The 19224-nt window shown below is 66.0% G+C and carries 22 protein-coding genes and 1 pseudogene; 11 read left to right on the forward strand and 12 right to left on the reverse strand.

The features are described 5' to 3' along the window. The first annotated feature begins 18 nt into the window (after positions 1-18). The gene (locus R5H29_RS15575) at positions 19-639 is read left to right on the forward strand and encodes a hypothetical protein (RefSeq protein WP_155030248.1); all 621 of its coding nucleotides are present in this window, start codon (positions 19-21) and stop codon (positions 637-639) included. A 56-nt stretch (positions 640-695) separates the two neighbouring features. On the opposite strand, the pseudogene R5H29_RS15580 reads toward R5H29_RS15575, so the two are convergent. Further along, a pseudogene (locus R5H29_RS15580) lies at positions 696-1190 on the reverse strand (cold-shock protein). A gap of 45 nt (positions 1191-1235) precedes the next feature. After that, positions 1236-1592: a hypothetical protein gene (locus R5H29_RS15585; protein ID WP_332329421.1), complete on the reverse strand. Its 357-nt coding sequence runs from the start codon at positions 1590-1592 to the stop codon at positions 1236-1238. 648 nt (positions 1593-2240) lie between these two features. On the opposite strand from R5H29_RS15585, the gene R5H29_RS15590 reads away from it, so the two are divergent. The 3 genes from R5H29_RS15590 (at position 2241) to R5H29_RS15600 (ending at position 3830) form a co-directional block, all read left to right on the forward strand. After that, positions 2241-2843: a DUF998 domain-containing protein gene (locus tag R5H29_RS15590; protein ID WP_164143993.1), complete on the forward strand. Its 603-nt coding sequence runs from the start codon at positions 2241-2243 to the stop codon at positions 2841-2843. A gap of 54 nt (positions 2844-2897) precedes the next feature. Further along, entirely contained in the window at positions 2898-3263 is a 366-nt protein-coding gene (locus R5H29_RS15595) for a hypothetical protein (protein ID WP_049417059.1), read from the forward strand. A gap of 120 nt (positions 3264-3383) precedes the next feature. After that, positions 3384-3830: a DUF4279 domain-containing protein gene (locus tag R5H29_RS15600; protein WP_332329422.1), complete on the forward strand. Its 447-nt coding sequence runs from the start codon at positions 3384-3386 to the stop codon at positions 3828-3830. Here R5H29_RS15600 and arr read toward each other — a convergent pair. After that, positions 3823-4257: an NAD(+)--rifampin ADP-ribosyltransferase gene (gene arr / locus R5H29_RS15605; RefSeq protein ID WP_207048865.1), complete on the reverse strand. Its 435-nt coding sequence runs from the start codon at positions 4255-4257 to the stop codon at positions 3823-3825. The genes R5H29_RS15600 and arr overlap by 8 nt on opposite strands. Positions 4258-4382: 125 nt before the next feature. After that, positions 4383-4634 carry a ubiquinone biosynthesis accessory factor UbiK gene (locus R5H29_RS15610; protein ID WP_005411375.1) on the reverse strand — a complete coding sequence of 84 codons (252 nt, stop codon included), beginning with the start codon at positions 4632-4634 and terminating at the stop codon, positions 4383-4385. 155 nt (positions 4635-4789) lie between these two features. Here R5H29_RS15610 and R5H29_RS15615 point away from each other — a divergent pair, with 155 nt between their 5' ends. Next, positions 4790-5128 carry a P-II family nitrogen regulator gene (locus R5H29_RS15615; RefSeq protein ID WP_005411374.1) on the forward strand — a complete coding sequence of 113 codons (339 nt, stop codon included), beginning with the start codon at positions 4790-4792 and terminating at the stop codon, positions 5126-5128. Between the two features lie 125 nt (positions 5129-5253). Here the strand turns inward: R5H29_RS15615 and R5H29_RS15620 are convergent, their stop codons facing one another. Next, positions 5254-5913: an RIO1 family regulatory kinase/ATPase gene (locus tag R5H29_RS15620; RefSeq protein WP_049417050.1), complete on the reverse strand. Its 660-nt coding sequence runs from the start codon at positions 5911-5913 to the stop codon at positions 5254-5256. Positions 5914-6348: 435 nt separating this feature from the next. On the opposite strand from R5H29_RS15620, the gene R5H29_RS15625 reads away from it, so the two are divergent. After that, positions 6349-7254: an aspartyl/asparaginyl beta-hydroxylase domain-containing protein gene (locus R5H29_RS15625; RefSeq protein ID WP_032954620.1), complete on the forward strand. Its 906-nt coding sequence runs from the start codon at positions 6349-6351 to the stop codon at positions 7252-7254. Positions 7255-7376: 122 nt separating this feature from the next. Here R5H29_RS15625 and speE read toward each other — a convergent pair whose 3' ends face one another. After that, the gene (speE, locus tag R5H29_RS15630) at positions 7377-8231 is read right to left on the reverse strand and encodes a polyamine aminopropyltransferase (protein WP_111104454.1); all 855 of its coding nucleotides are present in this window, start codon (positions 8229-8231) and stop codon (positions 7377-7379) included. A 191-nt stretch (positions 8232-8422) separates the two neighbouring features. Between speE and speA the strand changes: the two genes are divergently transcribed. Together speA and R5H29_RS15640 are read left to right on the forward strand one after the other, a co-directional pair. Then, the gene (gene speA / locus R5H29_RS15635; protein ID WP_021201931.1) at positions 8423-10312 is read left to right on the forward strand and encodes an arginine decarboxylase; all 1890 of its coding nucleotides are present in this window, start codon (positions 8423-8425) and stop codon (positions 10310-10312) included. Positions 10313-10348: 36 nt separating this feature from the next. Next, a complete protein-coding gene (locus tag R5H29_RS15640; protein ID WP_021201930.1) occupies positions 10349-10669 on the forward strand; it encodes a DUF6122 family protein in 321 nt (106 codons plus the stop codon). A gap of 162 nt (positions 10670-10831) precedes the next feature. On the opposite strand, the gene R5H29_RS15645 is transcribed toward R5H29_RS15640, so the two are convergent. Genes R5H29_RS15645 through R5H29_RS15655 form a run of 3 tightly spaced genes read right to left on the reverse strand, consistent with a single transcriptional unit; the run spans position 10832 to position 13097 of the window. Beyond that, positions 10832-12151: a sensor histidine kinase gene (locus R5H29_RS15645; RefSeq protein WP_332329423.1), complete on the reverse strand. Its 1320-nt coding sequence runs from the start codon at positions 12149-12151 to the stop codon at positions 10832-10834. Next, positions 12148-12807 (reverse strand): response regulator transcription factor, encoded by a 660-nt coding sequence (locus R5H29_RS15650; RefSeq protein ID WP_111098669.1) that lies wholly within the window; start codon positions 12805-12807, stop codon positions 12148-12150. Before R5H29_RS15650 ends, R5H29_RS15645 begins: the two co-directional genes overlap by 4 nt. Then, positions 12807-13097: a PepSY domain-containing protein gene (locus tag R5H29_RS15655; RefSeq protein ID WP_061480249.1), complete on the reverse strand. Its 291-nt coding sequence runs from the start codon at positions 13095-13097 to the stop codon at positions 12807-12809. Before R5H29_RS15655 ends, R5H29_RS15650 begins: the two co-directional genes overlap by 1 nt. A gap of 151 nt (positions 13098-13248) precedes the next feature. Here R5H29_RS15655 and R5H29_RS15660 point away from each other — a divergent pair, with 151 nt between their 5' ends. Beyond that, positions 13249-13683, forward strand: coding sequence for a PepSY domain-containing protein (locus tag R5H29_RS15660; RefSeq protein ID WP_043401290.1), 435 nt, complete (start codon positions 13249-13251; stop codon positions 13681-13683). Between the two features lie 83 nt (positions 13684-13766). On the opposite strand, the gene R5H29_RS15665 is transcribed toward R5H29_RS15660, so the two are convergent. From R5H29_RS15665 to R5H29_RS15675, 3 genes are all read right to left on the reverse strand, one after another. After that, positions 13767-14249 (reverse strand): hypothetical protein, encoded by a 483-nt coding sequence (locus tag R5H29_RS15665; RefSeq protein ID WP_019661543.1) that lies wholly within the window; start codon positions 14247-14249, stop codon positions 13767-13769. 126 nt (positions 14250-14375) lie between these two features. After that, a complete protein-coding gene (locus R5H29_RS15670; RefSeq protein ID WP_111098670.1) occupies positions 14376-15584 on the reverse strand; it encodes an FAD-binding oxidoreductase in 1209 nt (402 codons plus the stop codon). A gap of 12 nt (positions 15585-15596) precedes the next feature. After that, the gene (locus R5H29_RS15675) at positions 15597-16091 is read right to left on the reverse strand and encodes a lipocalin family protein (protein ID WP_134735157.1); all 495 of its coding nucleotides are present in this window, start codon (positions 16089-16091) and stop codon (positions 15597-15599) included. Between the two features lie 182 nt (positions 16092-16273). Here R5H29_RS15675 and R5H29_RS15680 point away from each other — a divergent pair, with 182 nt between their 5' ends. Then, a complete protein-coding gene (locus R5H29_RS15680; protein WP_021201923.1) occupies positions 16274-16522 on the forward strand; it encodes a hypothetical protein in 249 nt (82 codons plus the stop codon). Positions 16523-16609: 87 nt separating this feature from the next. Beyond that, positions 16610-19039, forward strand: coding sequence for a DUF3772 domain-containing protein (locus R5H29_RS15685; protein WP_332329424.1), 2430 nt, complete (start codon positions 16610-16612; stop codon positions 19037-19039). The last annotated feature ends 185 nt before the right edge of the window (positions 19040-19224 follow it).

Raw genomic sequence — 19224 nt, forward strand, 5'->3', positions numbered from 1 at the left:
AAGAGAGAGAACACCACCATGAATGTCAGGTTCCTGGAGTCGCGCGGATTCAACCAGTCCACGCAGGTCGATCTGTTCATCCGCCTCTGGGATACGCCGATCGATGAGGTGGTGTCCGAACGGCTGGCCATCCTGGCGCCGTTACAGCAGATCAGTTCTCCCTTCGGCAACATGAACAACACGGGCACGCCGTATCCGTCCACGAGCTGCCTGGCGTCGCGGTTCCATCCGGATTTTGAATCGGTCATCGAACCAGGCGTGAAGGGCCTCCTGTTCGCCATCGCCATCGACCACAACCTGGTGACCTACACCAGCTGCGAGGGCCACGACTACCGCTCCGATGGTCGTGAGCCGGATGAGCGTCACGTTGGGGTTGTCAGCCGCGATGGAGACGAACACTGCAAGGTGGTGGCGGCCTTCACCGAGGTGGCATCGCGCTTCAATGCAGGGTACCCCTCGGCGGCGATCGAGGCGGCGCTGATGGTGCATACCGTGCGCAGTGCGGCGCGCGAGTACCCCGCCGTGGATCTGTATCTGTCCAAGCGTGAGCGGGCGGGATGGGATGCCTACTTCGCCGAGGTGGACGCCGCGTGCGCGCAACTGGTGGCGGAACTGGGCAGGATTCCGGAGATCAGCTGAGCCGTGTGGCGGCCCGCAGTGGCGGGCTGCCAACGATTGGTGTGGACTGAATCAGCTCACTGTTCCGGCGCTTCAAGCGCTTCCAGCAAGCACCGCTGCCCATCCGGCACCGCAGCGCCGAAGCGTCTTAGCCAAGCCTCAGCCCACGATGGCCCCGCACTTTCCACCAGCAACCTTCCCCGGCTCTGGTGCAGATCCAGCCAGCGCTCGAAGCTGATGCGCAGACGCTCGATGTCCGGCGCCCGCCACCGTGCATCGGCGGGCATGCGGATCAGTACACGCGAGGGCGCGTTCTCCACCTCCATCACCAGCACGCCCTTGCAGCGGATCTCGAAGGACGTCGCCCCGGCATGGCGCGTGTGCAGTTCAAAACCCTCGTGGGCCTTCGCGGTCACGAAGCCGAGCGCATCACTGTGCAGCAGGCGGTAATCGGCCGGCTGCAGCTTCTGGTAGGCCCACACCTGATCGCCCGCGGGCTAGGGCCACTCCATCCACATCGCGCCGATCACCGCGATGCACACCGCCGCAGCGGCAAGGCCGTGCTTCTTCATTCGTCACCCCGCACACAGGCAGAAAGGTCCGCGCCATAAGCGCGCTCAGTCCTTGGGTCGCATCCGCTCGTGGATGAAGGCGGTGAGTGCCAGATCGGCCGTTACCAGCCCCTCCATCACCCGGTCGCCGACGTACTGCTCCGGCTCACCGTTCTGGCGCGTGCGCTCGGCCGCCAGCAGGATCTCCTGCACGACGCGCTGGCCGGTGAGGGCGCAGTCGGCGTCGGACAACTGCATCTGCCGGCTGCGTAGATGCTGCCGCTCGGGCCAGGGCTGGCCGTCGGCCGCAGCGCCCGCGCCGATGGCGTGGAGGATGGCGATGAGGCTGTTGGGGTCCGGGGCCGGAGCGCGTGACGGCGCTTCCTGGATCGGGCGCGGGGGAGGGGAGTGCGGCGTGGTCATGGCGGGCTCCGTGCAAGCATTCGGAAGCCGCCACCGATAAAGGTGGCGGGCAGAGCGTGGCTCGAAAACCGGGCTATTAGGAAGAAACCGGCGGGCACAAGGCCCCCACGCCCCGCCCGCCATAGCCGGCAGACGGAATGCCAGCCGACACCACGCAAGGCGATGCCGGCTGGCAAGTGCAAACAACATCCTAATAGCTCGGGTTTTCGAGGCCCGGCCACCCGTTTTCGGTGGCGATACCAGAGTTGCCTGACGTAGTTGGGAATGCCAAGGGGTTGGGGTCAATGCCGCCAAAACCCGAGACGCTTTTGGCATTGTCGCATAGCACCGGAAGCGGCGAGAGCCTTGGCGTGCTAGGCGGAATGGCACTTCTGGAACGGAGTCGTCAGAACCTTCCGTCAGAGATGCAAGGCGCGGCAAATGCGACAGCACTCGCCCATCGGGCATGTGTGATCGCTCATGCAAGCGAACCGCTGCGACACCCGCTGGATGGTTTAAATGACTTCCTGCCTATTGAACCCACCGAGTGCCACGCGCAATCTGACTACTGCTGTAGTTACTCAACGCCGTCCTGCCCGCAGCAGGAAGGTTCTGCGGCGTTCGACTGGATTCCACCCACTGGCGCAGGCCAAACAAGGACCACTGTACGTGTCACGCCGCAGCCGACTGCTTCTCTGCGCGGGTCTGATCCCGCTTCCGTGGTTCCTGTTCTGGACCAGCGTTGCCGCCGTGTTCGCGCCGGGCTACAACCCACTTGCACAGCACGCCAGCGAGTTGCTGCTGGCGCCAACGCTTGCAAGCATCTGCGGCAGGATCGCGGCTATCGGCTCCGGTATGGGCTTCGTGGCGTTCTCCATCGGGGTATGGCGGCAATCCGGCCGCCGGATTGCCGTAGGCGCAATCTGCTGGTTGGTCTTTGGCATTTCCATGCTGACCAACGGGCTCTGGCCCATGGGCCATCCGATGCACGGCTTCTACACCATCGGTATCGCAAACATCATTGCACCGGCGATGTCGCACATCGAACTGAGCGCGTGGTCGGCCAACCGAAGGGCGTACGCCGTGACCGCTGTGGTGAGCATCGGGGGCATCGTCTATCTCTGGTTGAACGTGGTGGGCGCGGACCCGGAGGGCTATGGGGGGCTGACCCAGCGCGTGTTCTCGTCGATCAACTCGCTGTGGCCATTCTTGGTTGCGCTGTATCTGCTGCGAAGGGATTCAAGCGCGCTGAAGGCGGAGCCGGCGCATTGATGGAAGGGTATGTTGCACTTGGGCGATGATTGAGCGTGCGGAGTTGAGAGCAAGATGAGAATTTTTCGCCGCCAGCTGATCTACGTCCAAGTGCGCCAGGACCATTTTATTGCGCGCTTGGTCGGTGGAGACAGGACCATCCGTCGCCAGTGTCATGCCCTTGGCAACCGCGCGGGTCCTATCAAGGACTTTTCGAATATCCGGCCCCTGCTCAAGGCGATCTTCTCGGAACTCATGCCCGGGTTCTCTTTCGTCAAGCCGTGGGGGATTCTGCACTTTGATCCGGTTGAGTACCCGGTTACGAAGGAGGAACTGGCGGGGTTCCAGAAGGCTGCCATGCAAAGCGGCGCGAGCTTCTGTTTTCTCTCCACGTGGGAGCAGCGGCATGAAGACAAGGATCTGTTGGAGATGTTCAAGTAGGGACCGGCCCGCTCTTCGTTTGAGCCCAAGCCGATTCCCGCGGTTCGGCCTATTCTGAAGCTGCTGTCGTCCGGTTCCGGCCGTAATCTGACATCAACGATGCCTGCGCACTGGATTCCAATGGCCGCATTCGATCATTCCCTGGTAACCCTCCGATTCTTCGGGGACGACCTCCTACCCGAAGAAGTCAGTGCCTTGCTCGGGGCGACTCCAACCGCATCGCATCACAAGGGCCAGGAACTCAGAGGCAAACAATCAGGCACCGTGCGTATCGCCAGAACCGGAAGCTGGCGACTCAGTGCACCTCGTCGTGAGCCTGAAGATCTGGAAGCGCAGATCTTCGAGATCCTCGATCAACTCACCGGCGACCTCGCCGTGTGGCAGTCATTGGCATGCTTCCGGCCTGAACTGTTCTGCGGTCTCTTCATGGGCAGCAGCAACGATGGTTTCTCGCTTTCGTCCCGCGCGCTGCTTGCCCTGGGGCAGCGCGGCATCGAGCTCGGGCTGGACATCTATGAAGCCGATGAAGAAGTGCGCAATGCCCAGCGCCAGCAGGCCATCAGTTGATGATCTCCCCACTCCCCGAAGCAACAAACGCCTTCAACTGCCGTACAAACTCCGCGTCATACAGCTCCCACTCCGTAATCTCCCCAACCACCCGCAACGGCTGCGCACTCCGATACGACCGCGTCGGGTTCCCGGGAAACTTCTTGTTGGTCACGTTCGGGTCGTCCTCGAACGGCCCGGTCGGCTCCACCACATACACGCGCGGCCGCCCCTCACCGCGGGCCATCTCCGCAGCCAGCCCGGCGCCCTTGGCAATGGTGGTGAAGTAGATGTGGTTCATCACCACGCTGTCGCGATAGTTGGAGCGGAAGCCCGCGCTCAGCAACTCGCCCACCGCCAGGTCAGCGCGGGTGCCGTGATAGAACGGCCCGGCGACCTGGTCGCAGGTGTCATGCGAAACGGGTGTCCAATCGGTGTCCTGCGCCATCGCTGCTGCCCCCTCTGTGCTGCCGGATCGACAGGCCGGCGAGTCTAGGGCGCCCGGTGGGCCTTGCTGCAAGGCCCCATCCGGGAAATAATCTGTAAACGGGAGGCGCGGTGCGCCTCCTTTTTTCATTCTGCGGCGCCGCGCCCTTCCAGCTCGCGCACGGCCGTTTCCAGCGCGTCCAGCTTTTCGCGGGTCTTCAACAACACCGCGCGCTGCACTTCGAACTCCTCGCGGGTGACCAGGTCGAGCTTGGCCAGGCCGGCCTGCAGCGCGCTCTTGAAGGTGGCCTGCAGTTCCTCGCGCGATTCGCGCAGGCCCGGGGGCACCAGGTCACTGAGGCGACGGGCGAGGTCATCGATTTGATTCAGGTCGATCATGGGGTGCTCCGTGGGGGTGGGCCCGTGCATCCGGCGCGGGCAGGCCATTCGGGCACAAGGATACTGCCGGCACCCACTGCCCGGACAGGCCGCAGCGGCTTCGCACGGGCCGCGTTCAGGCGCTATCCTCCACGCCGGAAGACAGGAGATAGACGATGAAGATGGTCATGGCGGTGATCAAGCCGTTCAAGCTCGACGACGTGCGCGAAGCGCTGGCCGAGCGTGGGGTCACCGGGATCACGGTGACGGAAGTGAAGGGCTTTGGTCGCCAGAAGGGCCACACCGAGCTGTACCGTGGCGCGGAGTATGTGGTCGATTTCCTGCCGAAGGTGAAGCTGGAAGTGGCGGTAACCGATGACCAGGTGGAGGCGGTGGTTGAGGCGATCGTGAAGGCCGCCGGCACCGGCAAGATTGGCGACGGCAAGGTGTTCGTGTACGACCTGGGCAGCGTGGTGCGTATTCGTACCGGTGAGCTGGACGCGGACGCGTTGTAACCCGTTCGGCGGGATGTTGTAGAGCCGAGCCTATGCTCGGCTGCATTTCGCGCGATGCAGGAACAGCAGCCGAGCGCGGGCTCGGCTCTACAAAGAGCGGTAAAGCCGTCGAGCGAGCTCGACCCCTACCGCCGCTTGGCCCACTTGTAGAACCGCTTCCAGCCCTGCCGCACCGCGGCCACCCAGCCCGGGTCGGCCACCAGCGCGGCCTGCGCGGCACTCGGGGCCTGGCCGGTCACGCGCTGGCGCATCTTCAGCAGGTTCTTCATGTCGCTGCGGCGCATCTGCCGGCTCAGTGGATTGCGGCGCAGCCAGCGCGGGGCGCGCCAGGCCGAGGTGAAGTCCAGCAGCACCGGCACGCCGCCGCTGACCACCACGTTGGTGCCATGCAGGTCGTTGTGGGTGATGCCGGCGGCGTGCAAACGGCTGAGCGCGTGCTGCAGCTGCTCGAACACTTCATTGCCCACCGCCTGCGCGGTGCTGAGCGTCTGGCCGGGGATGAACTCCATGCCCAGCGCCAGGCCGCCCAGGGTGCCGAGCAGTGCGGGGGCATGCTTCCAGCCGCCGAGGCGCTGCAGCATGCGTGCTTCACGGCGCACCATCAGTCGCGCGATCAGCGAAACGGGAGTGCCGCGGTAGCGGGAATAGTCCTTGATGACCGCCTCGCGCCCGTCCAGGCAGGTGCGGTAGACATCCGGGGCCAGGAAACGCTCGCCGCGCTTGAGCAGCAGCGGGGAGGCGGCGTCATCGCCGCAGGAGGAGGATGGCAGGGCAGGAAGATGCATGTCGGGGTCTCGGACGACCCGGTGGGTGGCGCAAAGCGTCAAGCGAACCGGTGTTACAGGGAGTTACTAAGTTTTCGTTAATTTTAGTACTCGCCAGTTCGCTATTCCACGATTTGTCGGAGAAATGTCGGGGGCGTGGCTGGAACAGTTCGTCGCGCAGAATCGGACAATTCTGTCTCATTTATTCCAGTTGGCCTTTAGCATCAACAGCTTGCGCGCCCAGCCCTGCGCCTCCTTCGCAACCGGATGAACACGGCGCACGGGCAACTTGACCCCGGCGCACGGCCTGCCGACCATAAGCTGTTAATCCGCGACATCGGCGGCCGCCCCCTCCGGCACGTCCCCGTCCCCTGCCGCGTTCCCCACCGGTGCTGGCCGCCTGGCCGTGCATCGCCCCGTTTCCCGTTCCGGCCGCGGCTGGAGGAAAGTGCTTTGATCATCAAAATCGTCATTGCAGCGCTGTTCGTGGCCTGCGTGCTGTACATCCACTTCCGTGGCAAGGTCCGCGCGCGCTGGTCGCGCCAGCTGCTGGACCACTCCAGTTTCATGGCCCCGATCAACGTGGTCATGTACATGTTCTCGAAGGTACCGACCACGCCGTTCCTGGACCCGGGCAAGGAGTTCCCGCAGCTGGAGCCGCTGCGCCAGAACTGGCAGATGATCCGCGACGAGGCGCTGGCGCTGCGCGACGCGCAGAAGATCGCCGCCTCCAGCACGTTCAACGATGCCGGCTTCAATTCGTTCTTCCGCCGAGGCTGGAAGCGCTTCTACCTGAAGTGGTACGGCCCGTCGCACCCGTCGGCGAAGACGCTGTGCCCGAAGACCACGGCGCTGATCGAGTCAATCCCGGATGTGCGTGCGGCGATGTTCGCGCAGCTGCCGCCGGGCAGCGAGCTGCGCCCGCACCGCGACCCGTTCGCCGGCTCGCTGCGCCTGCACCTGGGCCTGAGCACGCCCAACGACGATGCCTGCTACATCGAGGTGGACGGCATCAAGAAGAGCTGGCGCGACGGCGAGTGGATGATGTTCGACGAGACCTACATCCACCATGCGCACAACGAGACGCAGCAGGACCGCGTGATCCTGTTCTGCGATATCGCCCGCCCGCTGCGCTTCGGCCTGCCGGGGCTGTTCAACCGCGCGGTGGCGGCCACGCTGCTGGCCGGTGGCGCCTCGCCGAACCTGCCGGGTGACCCGACCGGCGGCGTCAACAAGGCCTTTGGCAGCGTCTACAAGGTGCGCCTGAAGGCCAAGGCGCTGCGCGAGCGCAGCGTGGTGGCCTACCAGCTGATCAAGTGGGGCCTGGTGGTGGCGGTGATCGCGGGTATCTGGGCGCTGTGACTGTAGAGCCGAGCCTATGCTCGGCTTGATTTATCGCAACCTGTCCGAAGAGCAGCCGAGCATGGCTCGGCTCTACAGAAAGCAAAAACCCGCGCTGTCGCCAGCGCGGGTTTTTGTTTGGATCAACCCTTCAATGCAGCCTGTACGAACGGCGGGGTCACCAGCACGCCGGTGTGCAGCGCGGCGGTGTAGTACAGCGTGTTGAAGGTCTTGGCGGCCGAGTCGGCCTGGCGGAAGTCGAAGCTGCTGTCGCCCTTGCGCGCCATGGTCACGCTCCACCAGCCGGTGGGGTAGCACGGCTGCGGGAACGGCAGGGTCTTGAACGAACCGAAGCCAGCCTTGCCCATCTCGGTGCGCATTTCGTTGATCAGCTCCAGCTGCATCAGCGGCGACTCGGACTGCTGCACCAGGATGCCATCGTCCTTCAGGGCCTTGAAGCAGCTCTCGTAGAAGGCTTTGTTGAACAGGCCTTCGCCCGGGCCGACCGGGTCGGTCGAATCGACGATCACCACGTCCACGCTGCCCGCCGGGCAGTTGGCCATGTAGGCCACGCCGTCGTCGAACAGCAGCTCGGCGCGCGGGTCGTCGTTGGAGTCGCACAGTTCCGGGAAGTGCTTGCGCGCCATCACCGTGACCTGCTCGTCGATATCGCACTGGGTCACGCTCTCCACGCCGGTGTGCTTGAGCACTTCGCGCAGGGTGCCGCAGTCGCCGCCACCGATGATCACCACGCGCTTGGGCGCGGCGTGGGTGAACAGCACCGGGTGGCTGATCATCTCGTGGTAGAAGAAGTTGTCCTTGCTGGTCAGCATGATGGCCCCGTCGATGGTCATCAGGTTGCCCCAGTCGGTGGTCTGGAAGATCTCGATCTTCTGGAACGGCGACTGGACCTCGTCCAGCTTGCCGGTGATGCGGTAGCCGATGGCCGAGCCGGTGCGCTCGAAGTGTTCGATGTACCAGTTGTTGCTGTCAGTCATTGGAAAACAGTCCTGTTCGGAGGGGTGGAGCCGGGCTGGCGGGCGGGGCCGCGTGGCACAGATGCCACATCCGGACGGATCGGCCCGTTCAGGTTGGAACCTGTCACGGGCGCGGGCGCGCATGATAACGAACCTGTGGGCACATAGGCGTTATCATGCCCCCCCTTTTATTGCCAACAAGGCCGACTGAAATGACCGATTGGTCCCTCGACCAAGCCCGCAAGACCTACTCGATCCCGCATTGGGCGGACGGTTACTTCGACGTGGATCAGGCCGGGCACATGGTGGTGAGACCGACCGGGGCGGACGGCCCGGTGGTGTCGCTGCCCAAGGTGGTCGATGCGGCGCGCGCGGCCGGCGCCAAGCTGCCGCTGCTGGTGCGCTTCCCGGACATCCTCGGCCAGCGGCTGGGCAAGCTGCAGGCGGCCTTCGCCCAGGCCCAGCAGGACTGGGAGTACAGCGGCGGCTACACCGCCGTGTACCCGATCAAGGTCAACCAGACCCGCGGCGTGGCCGGCACCCTGGCCAGCCACCACGGCGAAGGCTTCGGCCTGGAAGCGGGCAGCAAGCCCGAGCTGATGGCCGTGCTGGCGCTGTCGCGCCCGGGCGGGCTGATCGTCTGCAACGGCTACAAGGACCGCGAGTACATCCGCCTGGCCCTGATCGGCCGCAAGCTGGGCCTGCAGACCTTCATCGTCATCGAGAAGCCGTCCGAGCTGAAGCTGGTGCTGGAAGAGTCCAAGGCGCTGGACGTGAAGCCGGGCCTGGGCGTGCGCATGCGCCTGGCCTCGCTGGGCGCCGGCAAGTGGCAGAACAGCGGTGGCGACAAGGCCAAGTTCGGCCTGTCGCCGCGCCAGCTGCTGGACCTGTGGAAGTCGCTGCGTGACACCGAGTACGCCGATTGCCTGAACCTGCTGCACTTCCACATGGGCTCGCAGATCTCCAACGTGCGCGACATCGCCAACGGCATGCGTGAAGCCACCCGCTACTTCGTGGAGCTGTCGCGCCTGGGTGCGAAGATCACCCACGTCGACGTGGGCGGTGGCCTGGGTGTGGACTATGAAGGCACCCGTTCGCGCAGCTTCTGCTCGATCAACTACGGCCTGCATTCCTACGCCAGCAACATCGTGCAGCCGCTGGCCAATGCCTGCGAAGAGTTCGGCCTGACCCCACCGCGCATCGTCACCGAGTGCGGCCGTGCGATGACCGCGCACCACGCGGTGCTGATCGCCAACGTCTCGGAAGTGGAAGAAGCGCAGGAAGGCCGCGTGCCGGACCAGCACGACGACGAACCGGCGGCGATCCGCCACCTGCGCGAAATCCACGACGAGCTGGACGTGCGCCCGGCGGTGGAACTGTTCCAGGAAGCCCAGCATTTCCATGCCGAAGGCCTGGCCAGCTACGCGCTGGGCCAGATCGACCTGCCGCAGCGTGCGCGCATCGACGATCTGTTCTACGCCATCGCCCACGGCGTGCGTGCGCGCCTGAGCTATGACGAGAAGAGCCATCGCCCGGTGCTGGACGAACTGAACGAGCGCCTGGTCGACAAGTACTTCGTCAACTTCAGCGTGTTCGAATCGATCCCCGACGTGTGGGCGATCGACCAGGTGTTCCCGATCGTGCCGATCGAGCGCCTGGACGAGACCCCGGACCGCCGCGGCATCATCGCTGACATGACCTGCGACTCGGACGGCATGGTGGAAACCTATGTCGAGAACGAGAGCCTGGACAGCTCGCTGCCGCTGCACAAGATGAAGCCGGGCGAGAGCTACCGCATCGGCTTCTTCATGGTCGGTGCCTACCAGGAAATCCTGGGCGACATCCACAACCTGTTCGGCGATACCGACGCGGTGGAAGTGCTGGCCGACGCCGATGGCTACGCCATCACCCAGCAGCGCCGCGGCGACACCACCGACGTGATGCTGGACTACGTGGGTTACCGCCTGGACGAACTGCGTGCGACCTATGCGCAGCGCGTGGCTGAGGCCCAGCTGTCGCCGGAACGCGCGCAGGAACTGTCGGACGCGCTGGAAGCCGGCCTGACCGGTTATACCTACCTGTCCGACGAACCGCTGGTCTGATGGACAGCGCCGGGCTTGCCCGGCGCTACCGTTGCGATGAGCGCGCGCGCGACCTTCCACCTGTTCCTGCATGCCGCCGTGCCAGCCCTGCTGGCATGGCTGTTCTGGCGCAAGCGCTTTGCCTCGGCGTGGCTGCTGATGCTGCTGGGCTGGATCATCGACCTGGACCATCTGCTGGCCGACCCGATCTACGCACCGAACCGCTGCAGCATCGGGTTCCACCCGCTGCACACCGCACCGGCCATCGCGGTCTATGCCGGGCTGTGCGTGCCGAAGAAAACGCGGTTGTTCGGCATCGGTCTGATCATCCACATCGTGCTGGACGCAATTGATTGCTGGTGGATGCACCACCGTTGATGTTTGCTGCGTGTCGACCAAGGTCGACACCTACCGGGCGCACGATGGCGGACGGATTGGCGCTTGGTAGAGCCGGCCGCTGGCCGGCTTCCGCAGGGTGTTCCTGGTGACCACGTGGTTGCCGGCCAGCGGCCGGCACTACCCACCGTCAGGTTGGTCGTTTCACCCCAGCGGCAACCACACCGTCGCACGCAGGCCGGGCTGCGCATTCTCCAGCACCACGCGCCCGCCATAACTGGCGGCGATATCGCCCACGATCGCCAGCCCCAATCCACTGCTGCCCACGCGCTCATCCAGCCGCACGCCACGCTGGGTGACCCGTTCCAGCGCGTCTGCCGCCAGGCCGGGGCCGTCGTCGCGGACCTCAATGCGCAACTGGCCGTCGTCGGCTTCCGCGCTGACCTGGACCTGCCGTTGTGCCCACCGCCCGGCGTTGTCCAGCAGGTTGCCCAGCATCTCTTCCAGATCCGCACTGGCACCGGCGAACTGCAACGCTGGATCGATACCTGCGGCCCTGAACGCAATGCCGCGTTCGCCATGCACGCGTGCCATCAACCGGCATAGCGCCTGCGCGACAGTCGCAACGTCGCTGCGCTGGCGATGGTCGGCGGCCAACCCTGCAGCCAGGTAACGGTCGACACTGGCCTGCATGCGCGCACTCTGCTCGCGCACGGTGGCACGCCAGCGCGTACCGTCGCCGTCGGCCTCGGTGGCCAATACGCTAAGTGGAGTCTTCAGCGCGTGCGCCAGATCCTGTGCACTGGTGCGCGCACGCGCGACCATGCGTTGCTGGTGGTCCAGCAGCGCGTTGAGTTCTTCACCCAGTGGTGCGACTTCCGCGCCCAGCCCCTGCGTGTCGATGCGCTGCGCATCGCCGCGACGTACCCGTTCCAGCTGTGCACCGAGGCGATGCAGCGGGCGCAAGCCGAAGTGCACCTGGCTTGCCAGCACCGCCAGCCACGCCGCAACCAGTACGCCCAGGGCGATGGCGCTGCGCTTGCGGAACGCGGCAACATCCGCATCCAGCGCACTGCGATCGGCGGCAACCACCGCCACGAACGGTTCGCTGGCGCGCGGCAGGCGCACCTGCTGCACGCGTGCGCGCAGCGATTGCTGCAGGGGGCCGGCCAGATTGCGGGTGGCCGCACCTGTGGTCGTGGTTGGCAGGGTTTCATCCCACAGCGAGCGCGACTGCAGCAGAACGCGGCCATCGGCACCGGCTATCTGCCAGTAGGCACCGGAGAACACGCGCTGGAAACGCGCGTCGTTGGGTTCCTGGCGCAGCTGCAGCTGGCCGTCGGAAGCAACTTCCATCTGCGCGACCAGCGTCAGCATGTCCTGCTGCAGTTCGTGATCGAGGCGGTCGCGCGCGCTGCGCTTGAACAGTTCGCCCAGCAGCGCGCTGGCCAGCAGCGAAACCAGCAGCAGGCCGACGCCGCCAGCCAGCAGCAGGCGCCGCCGCAGCGAGGATTGCCGGCTCACGGCGCCGCCAGCCGCCAGCCCTGGCCGCGCACGGTCTGGATCAGTTCGATGCCGAGCTTGCGGCGGACCCGACCCAGCAGCATGTCCAGCGCGTTGGAGTCCGGGTCGTGGCCGCCTTCGAACACCTGCTCGCCCAGACGATCACGGCCGATCACCTGGCCGCTGTGGTGGATGAAGTAACTGAGCAGGCGGAACTCCTGCGGGCTCAGCGCCAGCGGCTGTCCGTCCAGTTCGAAGCGGCCGGCGTTGACGTCCAGCTGCAGCGGCCCGCAGTGCAGGCGCGGGCTGGCATGGCCATGGCTGCGGCGGATCAGGGCGCGCATGCGCAGCACCAGTTCGTCGGCCTGGAACGGTTTGGTCAGGTAGTCGTCGGCACCGGCGTCGAAGCCGGCCAGTTTGTCGTGCCAGCGCCCGCGCGCTGTCAGTACCAGCACCGGAAAGCTGCGGCCATTGCCGCGCCAGCGCTCGATCACGCTCAGGCCGTCCAGCCCGGGCAGGCCAAGGTCGACGATGGCGGCCTGCAGGTCTTCGATCTGGCCGATCTCCTCGGCCTGGCGACCATCGGCAACCAACTCCACCACATAGCCGGCCTGTTCCAGCAGGGGCACCAGGCGCTGTGCCAGTGCGGCATCGTCTTCGGCCAACAGGATGCGCATCAGTCGTCGAGCTCCGTCTTCAGCAGCTTTCCGCTGCGCGCATCATAGTCCAGCTCCACCACCACGCCGTCGCCGCGCAGGATCTCCACTTCGTAGACACCATCGTCCAGCTCCACTTCCAGCAGCTGGCCCGGGTAGCGCTTGAGTGCATCGCGCACCACGCTTTCCAATGGCACGTAGCGGCCCTGCTGCACGGCACGGCGCGCGACCTGCTGCGCCGGGTCCTGGACGGGCGCGGCGGCGGTCGGGGCGTTGGCCAGGGCCAGCAGCAGGGGCAGGGTGGAGAGCATCGGGGCGCAGGGAGGGCTGTAGGAACAGGCGTGAGTGTGCCGGGGGTGACTAACAGCTGGCTAACAGTGCCGGCTAAGGCGCTGTTAACCACGGGGTGCATTGTGGCGTTGCCGGGATGGTCCGGTCACGAACACGAACAGGAGAACCCCCATGTTGAAGTCGCTCACCCTCGCCACTGTTGCCCTGCTGACCGTCGCGCCGGCCGTACAGGCCGCGCCGCTGGGCATGGCCCAGGTTGAACAGACCCTGCGCAAGGCCGGCTACACCCAGATCCACGAGATCGAGCGCGATGACGGCCTGTGGGAGGCCGACGTGAGCCGCGCTGATGGCCGCTTCAGCGAGGTCTATGTGGACCCGAAGACCGGCGAGATCTTCGACGAGCACAGCGGCCGCGCGCTGCTGACCACCGAGCAGGTGCTGGCACGGGCACAGGCGCATGGCCTGCGCGAGATCCATTCGCTGGAACGCGATGGTGCGACCTGGTCGCTGGAGGCCCGCAATGCACGCAACCAGAAGGTGGATGTGCGCCTGAGCGGTTATGACGGCCGCATCCTGCACAGCGAGCGCGATGGCTGGCTGGATTGACGTTTGCCCATGTAGAGCCGAGCCCATGCTCGGCTTTGCGGCCAACCGTAGCCGAGCATGGGCTCGGCTCTACAGGAGCTGGCTTACCAGCCGTACGGCGGCGGGTAGTCCCAATAGCCCGGGCCGCGGCCGTAGTAGCCGCCATACGGACCGAAGAACCCCGGTCCCTTGCCTTCGCTCACGTGGATGTTGACGTTGACCCCGTGGGTCTTGCCCTCATCGGTGGTGTAGTTCTTGCTCAGGTTCAGCGTGGCCGCGTTGTAGTGGCTGTTGCCACCGTTCTTCGAATAGCCGATACCGGTGGTGAAGCTGCCGGACACCTTGACCTTGTCGTCGGTGACGTCGGCGATCTTCGCGTCGTCGTGCACGCGCGGGCCGCTCTTGTCACCGTAATAAGTGCCGGGCGGGTCCTGCTGCAGGGCCGGGTCGTTGAGGTAGCGCATTGGCGCCTGCGGCAGCGTCAGGTCCAGGCCAGCGGCCTGCGGCGCAGTGGCGCCAGCGGCGGACTGGGCCAGCACGGTTCCCGGCAGGGCCAGGCACAGCAGCAGGGTCAGGGGGCGGATCATGACGGCGCTCCAGCGGACAGGTGGCCACGCAACACGCGGCGGTACAGGCCGACGCTAGCAGGGGTTGCTTGAATGATGCCTGTCGGCACCGGATTGGGGTAGAGCCAGGCCGTGCCTGGCCGCAGGTCACAACCGCCCGAATCCGAACAATCCCTCCAGCGCATGCCTGCGCCGCTCGATCCGGGCCCGCAGCAGCTGCGCGCCGATCATCGAATAGGTGATGCCGTTGCCGCCGTAGGCCATGGCGAAATGCACCCGCGCCCCCCACTGGTCGTGCGGGCCAAAGAACGGCAGGCCGTCGGCGGTTTCAGCGAAGGTGCCGGCCCAGGAGAACGCTGGTACCGGATCCAGACGCGGGAACCAGTGCAGCAGCTGATCCATCAGCTTGTCGGCCTTGTGCTGCACGCGCCGGTCGCGGCGAGCCGGAATGTCGATGGCGTCATCCAGCCCGCCCACCAGCAGGCGGCGGTCGCCGGTGGCGCGCAGGTACAGGTACGGGCGTGCGCTCTCCCACACCATGGTGTTACGCAGCCGGCCGAGCGCGCCCGCATCAATGGGATCAGTGATGAAGGCATAGCTGCTGCGGTTGCGTGCGACCCGCTGCTCGAGCCAGCGCTGGCTGGCGTAGCCCATCGCCAGGACCACATGGCGGGCGCGGACCGTGGCGCCGGCCTCGGTCATTGCGGTTACGCCCTGCGCGCCGGGCTTGAGCGTGTGCAGCACCGTGCGGTCGTGCACATGGCCACCGCGCCGGCGCACCCGTTTGAGCAGGCCGTAGGTAAGGCAGTAGGGGTCAACCCGGGCCGCCTGGCGGGTCAGCAGGGCGCCACCGGCGTCCACGTCGAAGCGTTCGCGAAGGGCTTCGCGGTCCAGCCAGCGGGCGTCCAGTCCAATGCCGCGGCGCGCAGCACCTTCGGCCATCAAGCGCGGCACGTCGCGCCGCCGGCTGGCCAGATACAGGCTGTCCATCTGCCGGAAATCCACGTCCTTCAGCCCACGTGCCACTTCGCCCAATGCCGGGATCGCATCGGCACAGGCACGGTAGGCCAGGGCGGCCGCATCGTTGCCATAGCGCTGGGCCAGCTCCAGCAGGTGGGTGTCGATCTCGTACTGCAGCAGCGCGGTGCTCGCGGCCGTGCTGCCCCAGCCGATGTCGCGCTGCTCGATCAAGGCCACGTCATGGCCATGCCGGGACAGCTCGTCGGCGATGAGTGAACCGGTGATGCCGCCACCGACCACCAGCACGTCGCAGCGCAGGTCCTTTTCCAGCGGCGGGAACGCCTGGATCAGTCCGTTGCGTATGGCCCACCACGGGTAGCCACTTTTCAGGTCCATGAAGTGTGCTGCTCAGGCGGTCGGGTGGCCGGTATGCGGGGTCTGGATCAGTTCGGACAGATCGAAGCCCTGCAGGCGCGCTGCGGCCAGATAATGTTCCTGCACGGTGGCGTCCAGCTGCGGCTCGCGTGCCAGCAGCCACAGGTACTTGCGATCCGGGCTGCCCACCAGCGAAACGCTGTAGTCCGGGGCGATCTGGATCACCCAGTAGTCGCCCTTGGCAAACGGCAGCCAGCGCAGGCCCTTGGGCAGGAAGCTGACTTCCAGGCGCGCGCTGTCGTTGTCGACGGCGCAGGCCTCGCCGGTTGCCTCTTCGATCTCGCCGTCCATGCGGCAGCGGTTGGTGACGCCGACGTTGCCGTTGTCGAGCAGGGTGTAGTGCGCCGACACGTCGGTGCAGCCTTCCGGCTCGTGGCGCATCGGCAGACGGGCGATCTCGTACCAGGTGCCCAGGTAACGGGGCAGCTTGAGGTCGGGGACGGTCTTCAGCGGCGGGTGGTCGGTCATCGGCAGTGGTGGCAGGGGTGGGTCTCCACGATGCCGATGGGCTCGCCATGGGCGGGTGAAGCCGGGGCGATGGCTGTGTCCAGAACGTTCCGTCGCCGCTGCGACGTGCCTGTTGCCACCGGCCTGGCGGTATCCTGCCGCCAGCGCCGTGTTTTCCTGATCCAACCGAGGTGGAGGTGCCGATGTACCAGGTGATCCTGTTGAAGAGTGAATCCGCGTTCGCGCGCGAACAGTGGCCGCAGGTCGATGACCTGGTCGACTACGAGGGCGTGAGCTACAGCCTGCGTGCCGGCCCGCGCCAGCCGCTGCCGACCGACCACGACTGGTACCCGGTGGCGGTGTATGCGCCCGATGAGATTACCGAGGAAGAGTTCCAGGACTGGTATGCCCTGCAACAGCCGACGGTGGAAGAGTTGCGCCTGAAGTACTGACGCGCGACGCTGACGGGGCCGCCCATCCGCTGTTGACCGCCTGTGCCGTATAGTCGCGCGCAGGCGCGGTGGTCCGCGCGAACTGGTATGTCTGGCGTGTCTTCTTTCCTGCGATCGATCCGTGCACGGGGGCCCTGGTGGGTCCTGATGCTGTGCACCGCCCTCCTGCTGTCCGCGCCGGTGCTGGCACAGGATGAAGACCCTACGCCAAAGCAGCAGCTGGCGCAGATCGAGTCCAGCCTGAAGGAGATCGATCGCAAGCGTGGCGATGCTGAAGCCATCGAGACGCTGGCGATGCTGTCGGAGAATGCCTCGCAGGTACGGCGTGACGCCGAGGCGCTGGAAAAGGCGCTGCAGCCCCAGCTGGTTCGCCTCGACGAACAACTGGCGCAGCTGGGCACGCCTGCCGAGGGCACCACCGAGCCGCCCGAACTGGCGGCGCAACGGCGCAACCTCAACAAGCAGCGCGACGGCCTGGCCGCATCGGTGGCGCAGGCCAAGACCAGTGCCGTGCGTGCCCAGCAGCTGGCAGCCGACATCGACCAGCAGCGCACTGCGCAGCGCGCCGAAGACATGGGGAAGAAGGTCGCCTCGCCGTTGTCTCCGGCACTGTGGAGCAAGGTGGCCGAGCGCCTGCCCATCGATATCGCACGCGTCGCGCCGTTGGCCGAGCAGGGGCGCGATACGTTCGTTGCCGGCGTCCGGGCCAATGGCTGGGGCACGCCGTTGCTGGGCCTGATCGCCGCGCTGGTGATGATGTTCCCGCTGCGGCTGTGGCTGCGCCGCTTGGGGCGGCAGTTCGCCGCGTCCGATCGTGCGCCTGATGGACGCCTGCGCCGTTCTGGCCTGGCCATGTGGTTGCTGCTGGTCGGCACGTTGCTGCCCGGCTATGCCGTGGTGGTGCTGATGGCGGCGCTGGACGCCATCGATGCCATCGCGCCGCGCCTGCAGATGGTGGCCGACGGCCTGGAGACGGCCACCTTCCGCGCCGCCTTCATCGCTGCACTCAGCGCCTGCATGCTGGTGCCCAAGCGCCCGTCATGGCGGCTGTTGAACCTGGACGACACCGCCGCGCTGAAGCTGCGCAAATACGCCTGGGGCGCGGCGGCGCTGGCTTGGCTGAGCACGGTGCTGGTGGCCCTCGACCAGGCTACGCGCACCAGCGACGTCACCACGGTGGCGTTGGACGGCCTGATTGCCCTGACCTACCTCGGCCTGATCATGGCCATGCTGGTGACCCTGGCGCGCCTGCATCGGCGGCAGACCGCCGAAGCCGAGGCCAAGCTGGAGGCACAGGCCGATGGCGTGGGTGCGGCAACGCCGGTGCGTCGCAGCAGCTGGCTGGTACTGGCACGCGTAGCGGGCAACGTCGCGGTGGTGGCCGCCATCGCCGCGACGTTGATGGGCTACCTGAATTTCGCCAAGTTCGTGAACCAGCAGCTGATCGGCGGCAGCATCGTGGTGCTGGCGGCGACCCTGCTGTTCAAGTTCGTCGATGACCTGAGCACCTGGATGCTAAACGCCGACAGCAAGGTCGGCCAGACCATCCTGCTCAGCACCGGCCTGAGCGTATCGCGGCTGGAACAGGCGGGCGTCCTGCTGTCGGCGGCGTTGCGCACCATCGTCGTACTGATCGCGCTGCTGGCGCTGGTGGCACCGTTCGGCAACATCGGCGCGGTGGTGGAGCGCTTCTCCTCGCTGTTCACCTCTGGATTCGACATTGGCGGAACCAAGCTGGAGCCGGTGCGCATCGTGCTGGCGGTGCTGGTGCTGCTGGCTGGCCTGGCCGTTACCCAGCTGGTACAGCGCTGGCTGACCGACACCTACCTGCCCAAGACCGAGCTGGACCTGGGCGCGCGCAATTCGGTGAGTACCGTTGCCCGCTATGTGGGCATCATCATCGCGGTGATCTGGGCGCTGTCGGCGATGGGCCTGCAGCTGAGCAAGCTGGCATTGCTGGTCAGCGCGCTGTCGGTGGGTATCGGTTTCGGCCTGCAGGTGATCACCCAGAACTTCGTCTCCGGCCTGATCCTGCTGGCCGAGCGGCCGGTGAAGATCGGCGACTGGGTGAAGCTGGGTGACCAGGAGGGCGACATCCGCCGCATCAGCCTGCGATCGACCGAGATCCAGGTGGGCGACAAGTCGACGCTGATCGTGCCCAACTCCGAGCTGGTCACCAAGACCGTGCGCAACATGACGATGGGCAACAACCAGGGCCGCATCCAGATCCAGTTCGCGGTGCCGCCCAGCACCGATGTCGGCTCCCTGCGCCAGGCGCTGCTGGATGCGTATACCGCGCACGTCAACGTGTTGCAGCAGCCGGCACCGACGGTCTACATCGACAGCATTGGCGGTGGCCAGATCACCATCAACAGTTTCGCGTACGTGGCCAGCCCGCGTCAGGTCTATGCCACCCGCAGCGATCTGTACTTCAGCCTGCTGCAGATCCTGGCGGAGCGGAACATCCCGCTGTCGACCCCGACCGACATCCACATCACCCGCGACCCGCAGGAGTAGGGGTGTTCTGCAGGGCTGCGCCCTGCACCCGCGGTAGTGCCGGCCGCTGGCCGGCAACTTCAACAGCAACAGCAAAGGCTGGTTTCCTGAGGGATGGCGGGGTGGGTCCGGTTGCGGGGGACGCCGTGAATCCGTCCCTGGAGGCTTGGCAGCCGCATCCATGCGGCTGACACCCCCGCAACCGG

This window comes from Stenotrophomonas sp. A3_2 (assembly GCF_036624925.1).
Classification (GTDB): domain Bacteria; phylum Pseudomonadota; class Gammaproteobacteria; order Xanthomonadales; family Xanthomonadaceae; genus Stenotrophomonas; species Stenotrophomonas hibiscicola.

Excerpts from the sequence above, each read along its gene's own strand:
- R5H29_RS15585 (WP_332329421.1), bottom strand. The coding sequence starts at position 1,592 with ATGACCACGCCGCACTCCCCTCCCCCGCGCCCGATCCAGGAAGCGCCG.
- R5H29_RS15640 (WP_021201930.1), top strand. The coding sequence starts at position 10,349 with ATGAGCGCGCGCGCGACCTTCCACCTGTTCCTGCATGCCGCCGTGCCA.
- R5H29_RS15595 (WP_049417059.1), top strand. The coding sequence starts at position 2,898 with ATGAGAATTTTTCGCCGCCAGCTGATCTACGTCCAAGTGCGCCAGGAC.
- R5H29_RS15615 (WP_005411374.1), top strand. The coding sequence starts at position 4,790 with ATGAAGATGGTCATGGCGGTGATCAAGCCGTTCAAGCTCGACGACGTG.
- R5H29_RS15620 (WP_049417050.1), bottom strand. The coding sequence starts at position 5,913 with ATGCATCTTCCTGCCCTGCCATCCTCCTCCTGCGGCGATGACGCCGCC.
- R5H29_RS15685 (WP_332329424.1), top strand. The coding sequence starts at position 16,610 with ATGTCTGGCGTGTCTTCTTTCCTGCGATCGATCCGTGCACGGGGGCCC.
- R5H29_RS15610 (WP_005411375.1), bottom strand. The coding sequence starts at position 4,634 with ATGATCGACCTGAATCAAATCGATGACCTCGCCCGTCGCCTCAGTGAC.
- speE (WP_111104454.1), bottom strand. The coding sequence starts at position 8,231 with ATGACTGACAGCAACAACTGGTACATCGAACACTTCGAGCGCACCGGC.
- R5H29_RS15670 (WP_111098670.1), bottom strand. The coding sequence starts at position 15,584 with ATGGACCTGAAAAGTGGCTACCCGTGGTGGGCCATACGCAACGGACTG.
- R5H29_RS15665 (WP_019661543.1), bottom strand. The coding sequence starts at position 14,249 with ATGATCCGCCCCCTGACCCTGCTGCTGTGCCTGGCCCTGCCGGGAACC.
- R5H29_RS15660 (WP_043401290.1), top strand. The coding sequence starts at position 13,249 with ATGTTGAAGTCGCTCACCCTCGCCACTGTTGCCCTGCTGACCGTCGCG.
- R5H29_RS15650 (WP_111098669.1), bottom strand. The coding sequence starts at position 12,807 with ATGCGCATCCTGTTGGCCGAAGACGATGCCGCACTGGCACAGCGCCTG.
- R5H29_RS15600 (WP_332329422.1), top strand. The coding sequence starts at position 3,384 with ATGGCCGCATTCGATCATTCCCTGGTAACCCTCCGATTCTTCGGGGAC.
- speA (WP_021201931.1), top strand. The coding sequence starts at position 8,423 with ATGACCGATTGGTCCCTCGACCAAGCCCGCAAGACCTACTCGATCCCG.
- R5H29_RS15675 (WP_134735157.1), bottom strand. The coding sequence starts at position 16,091 with ATGACCGACCACCCGCCGCTGAAGACCGTCCCCGACCTCAAGCTGCCC.
- R5H29_RS15575 (WP_155030248.1), top strand. The coding sequence starts at position 19 with ATGAATGTCAGGTTCCTGGAGTCGCGCGGATTCAACCAGTCCACGCAG.
- arr (WP_207048865.1), bottom strand. The coding sequence starts at position 4,257 with ATGGCGCAGGACACCGATTGGACACCCGTTTCGCATGACACCTGCGAC.
- R5H29_RS15680 (WP_021201923.1), top strand. The coding sequence starts at position 16,274 with ATGTACCAGGTGATCCTGTTGAAGAGTGAATCCGCGTTCGCGCGCGAA.
- R5H29_RS15655 (WP_061480249.1), bottom strand. The coding sequence starts at position 13,097 with ATGCTCTCCACCCTGCCCCTGCTGCTGGCCCTGGCCAACGCCCCGACC.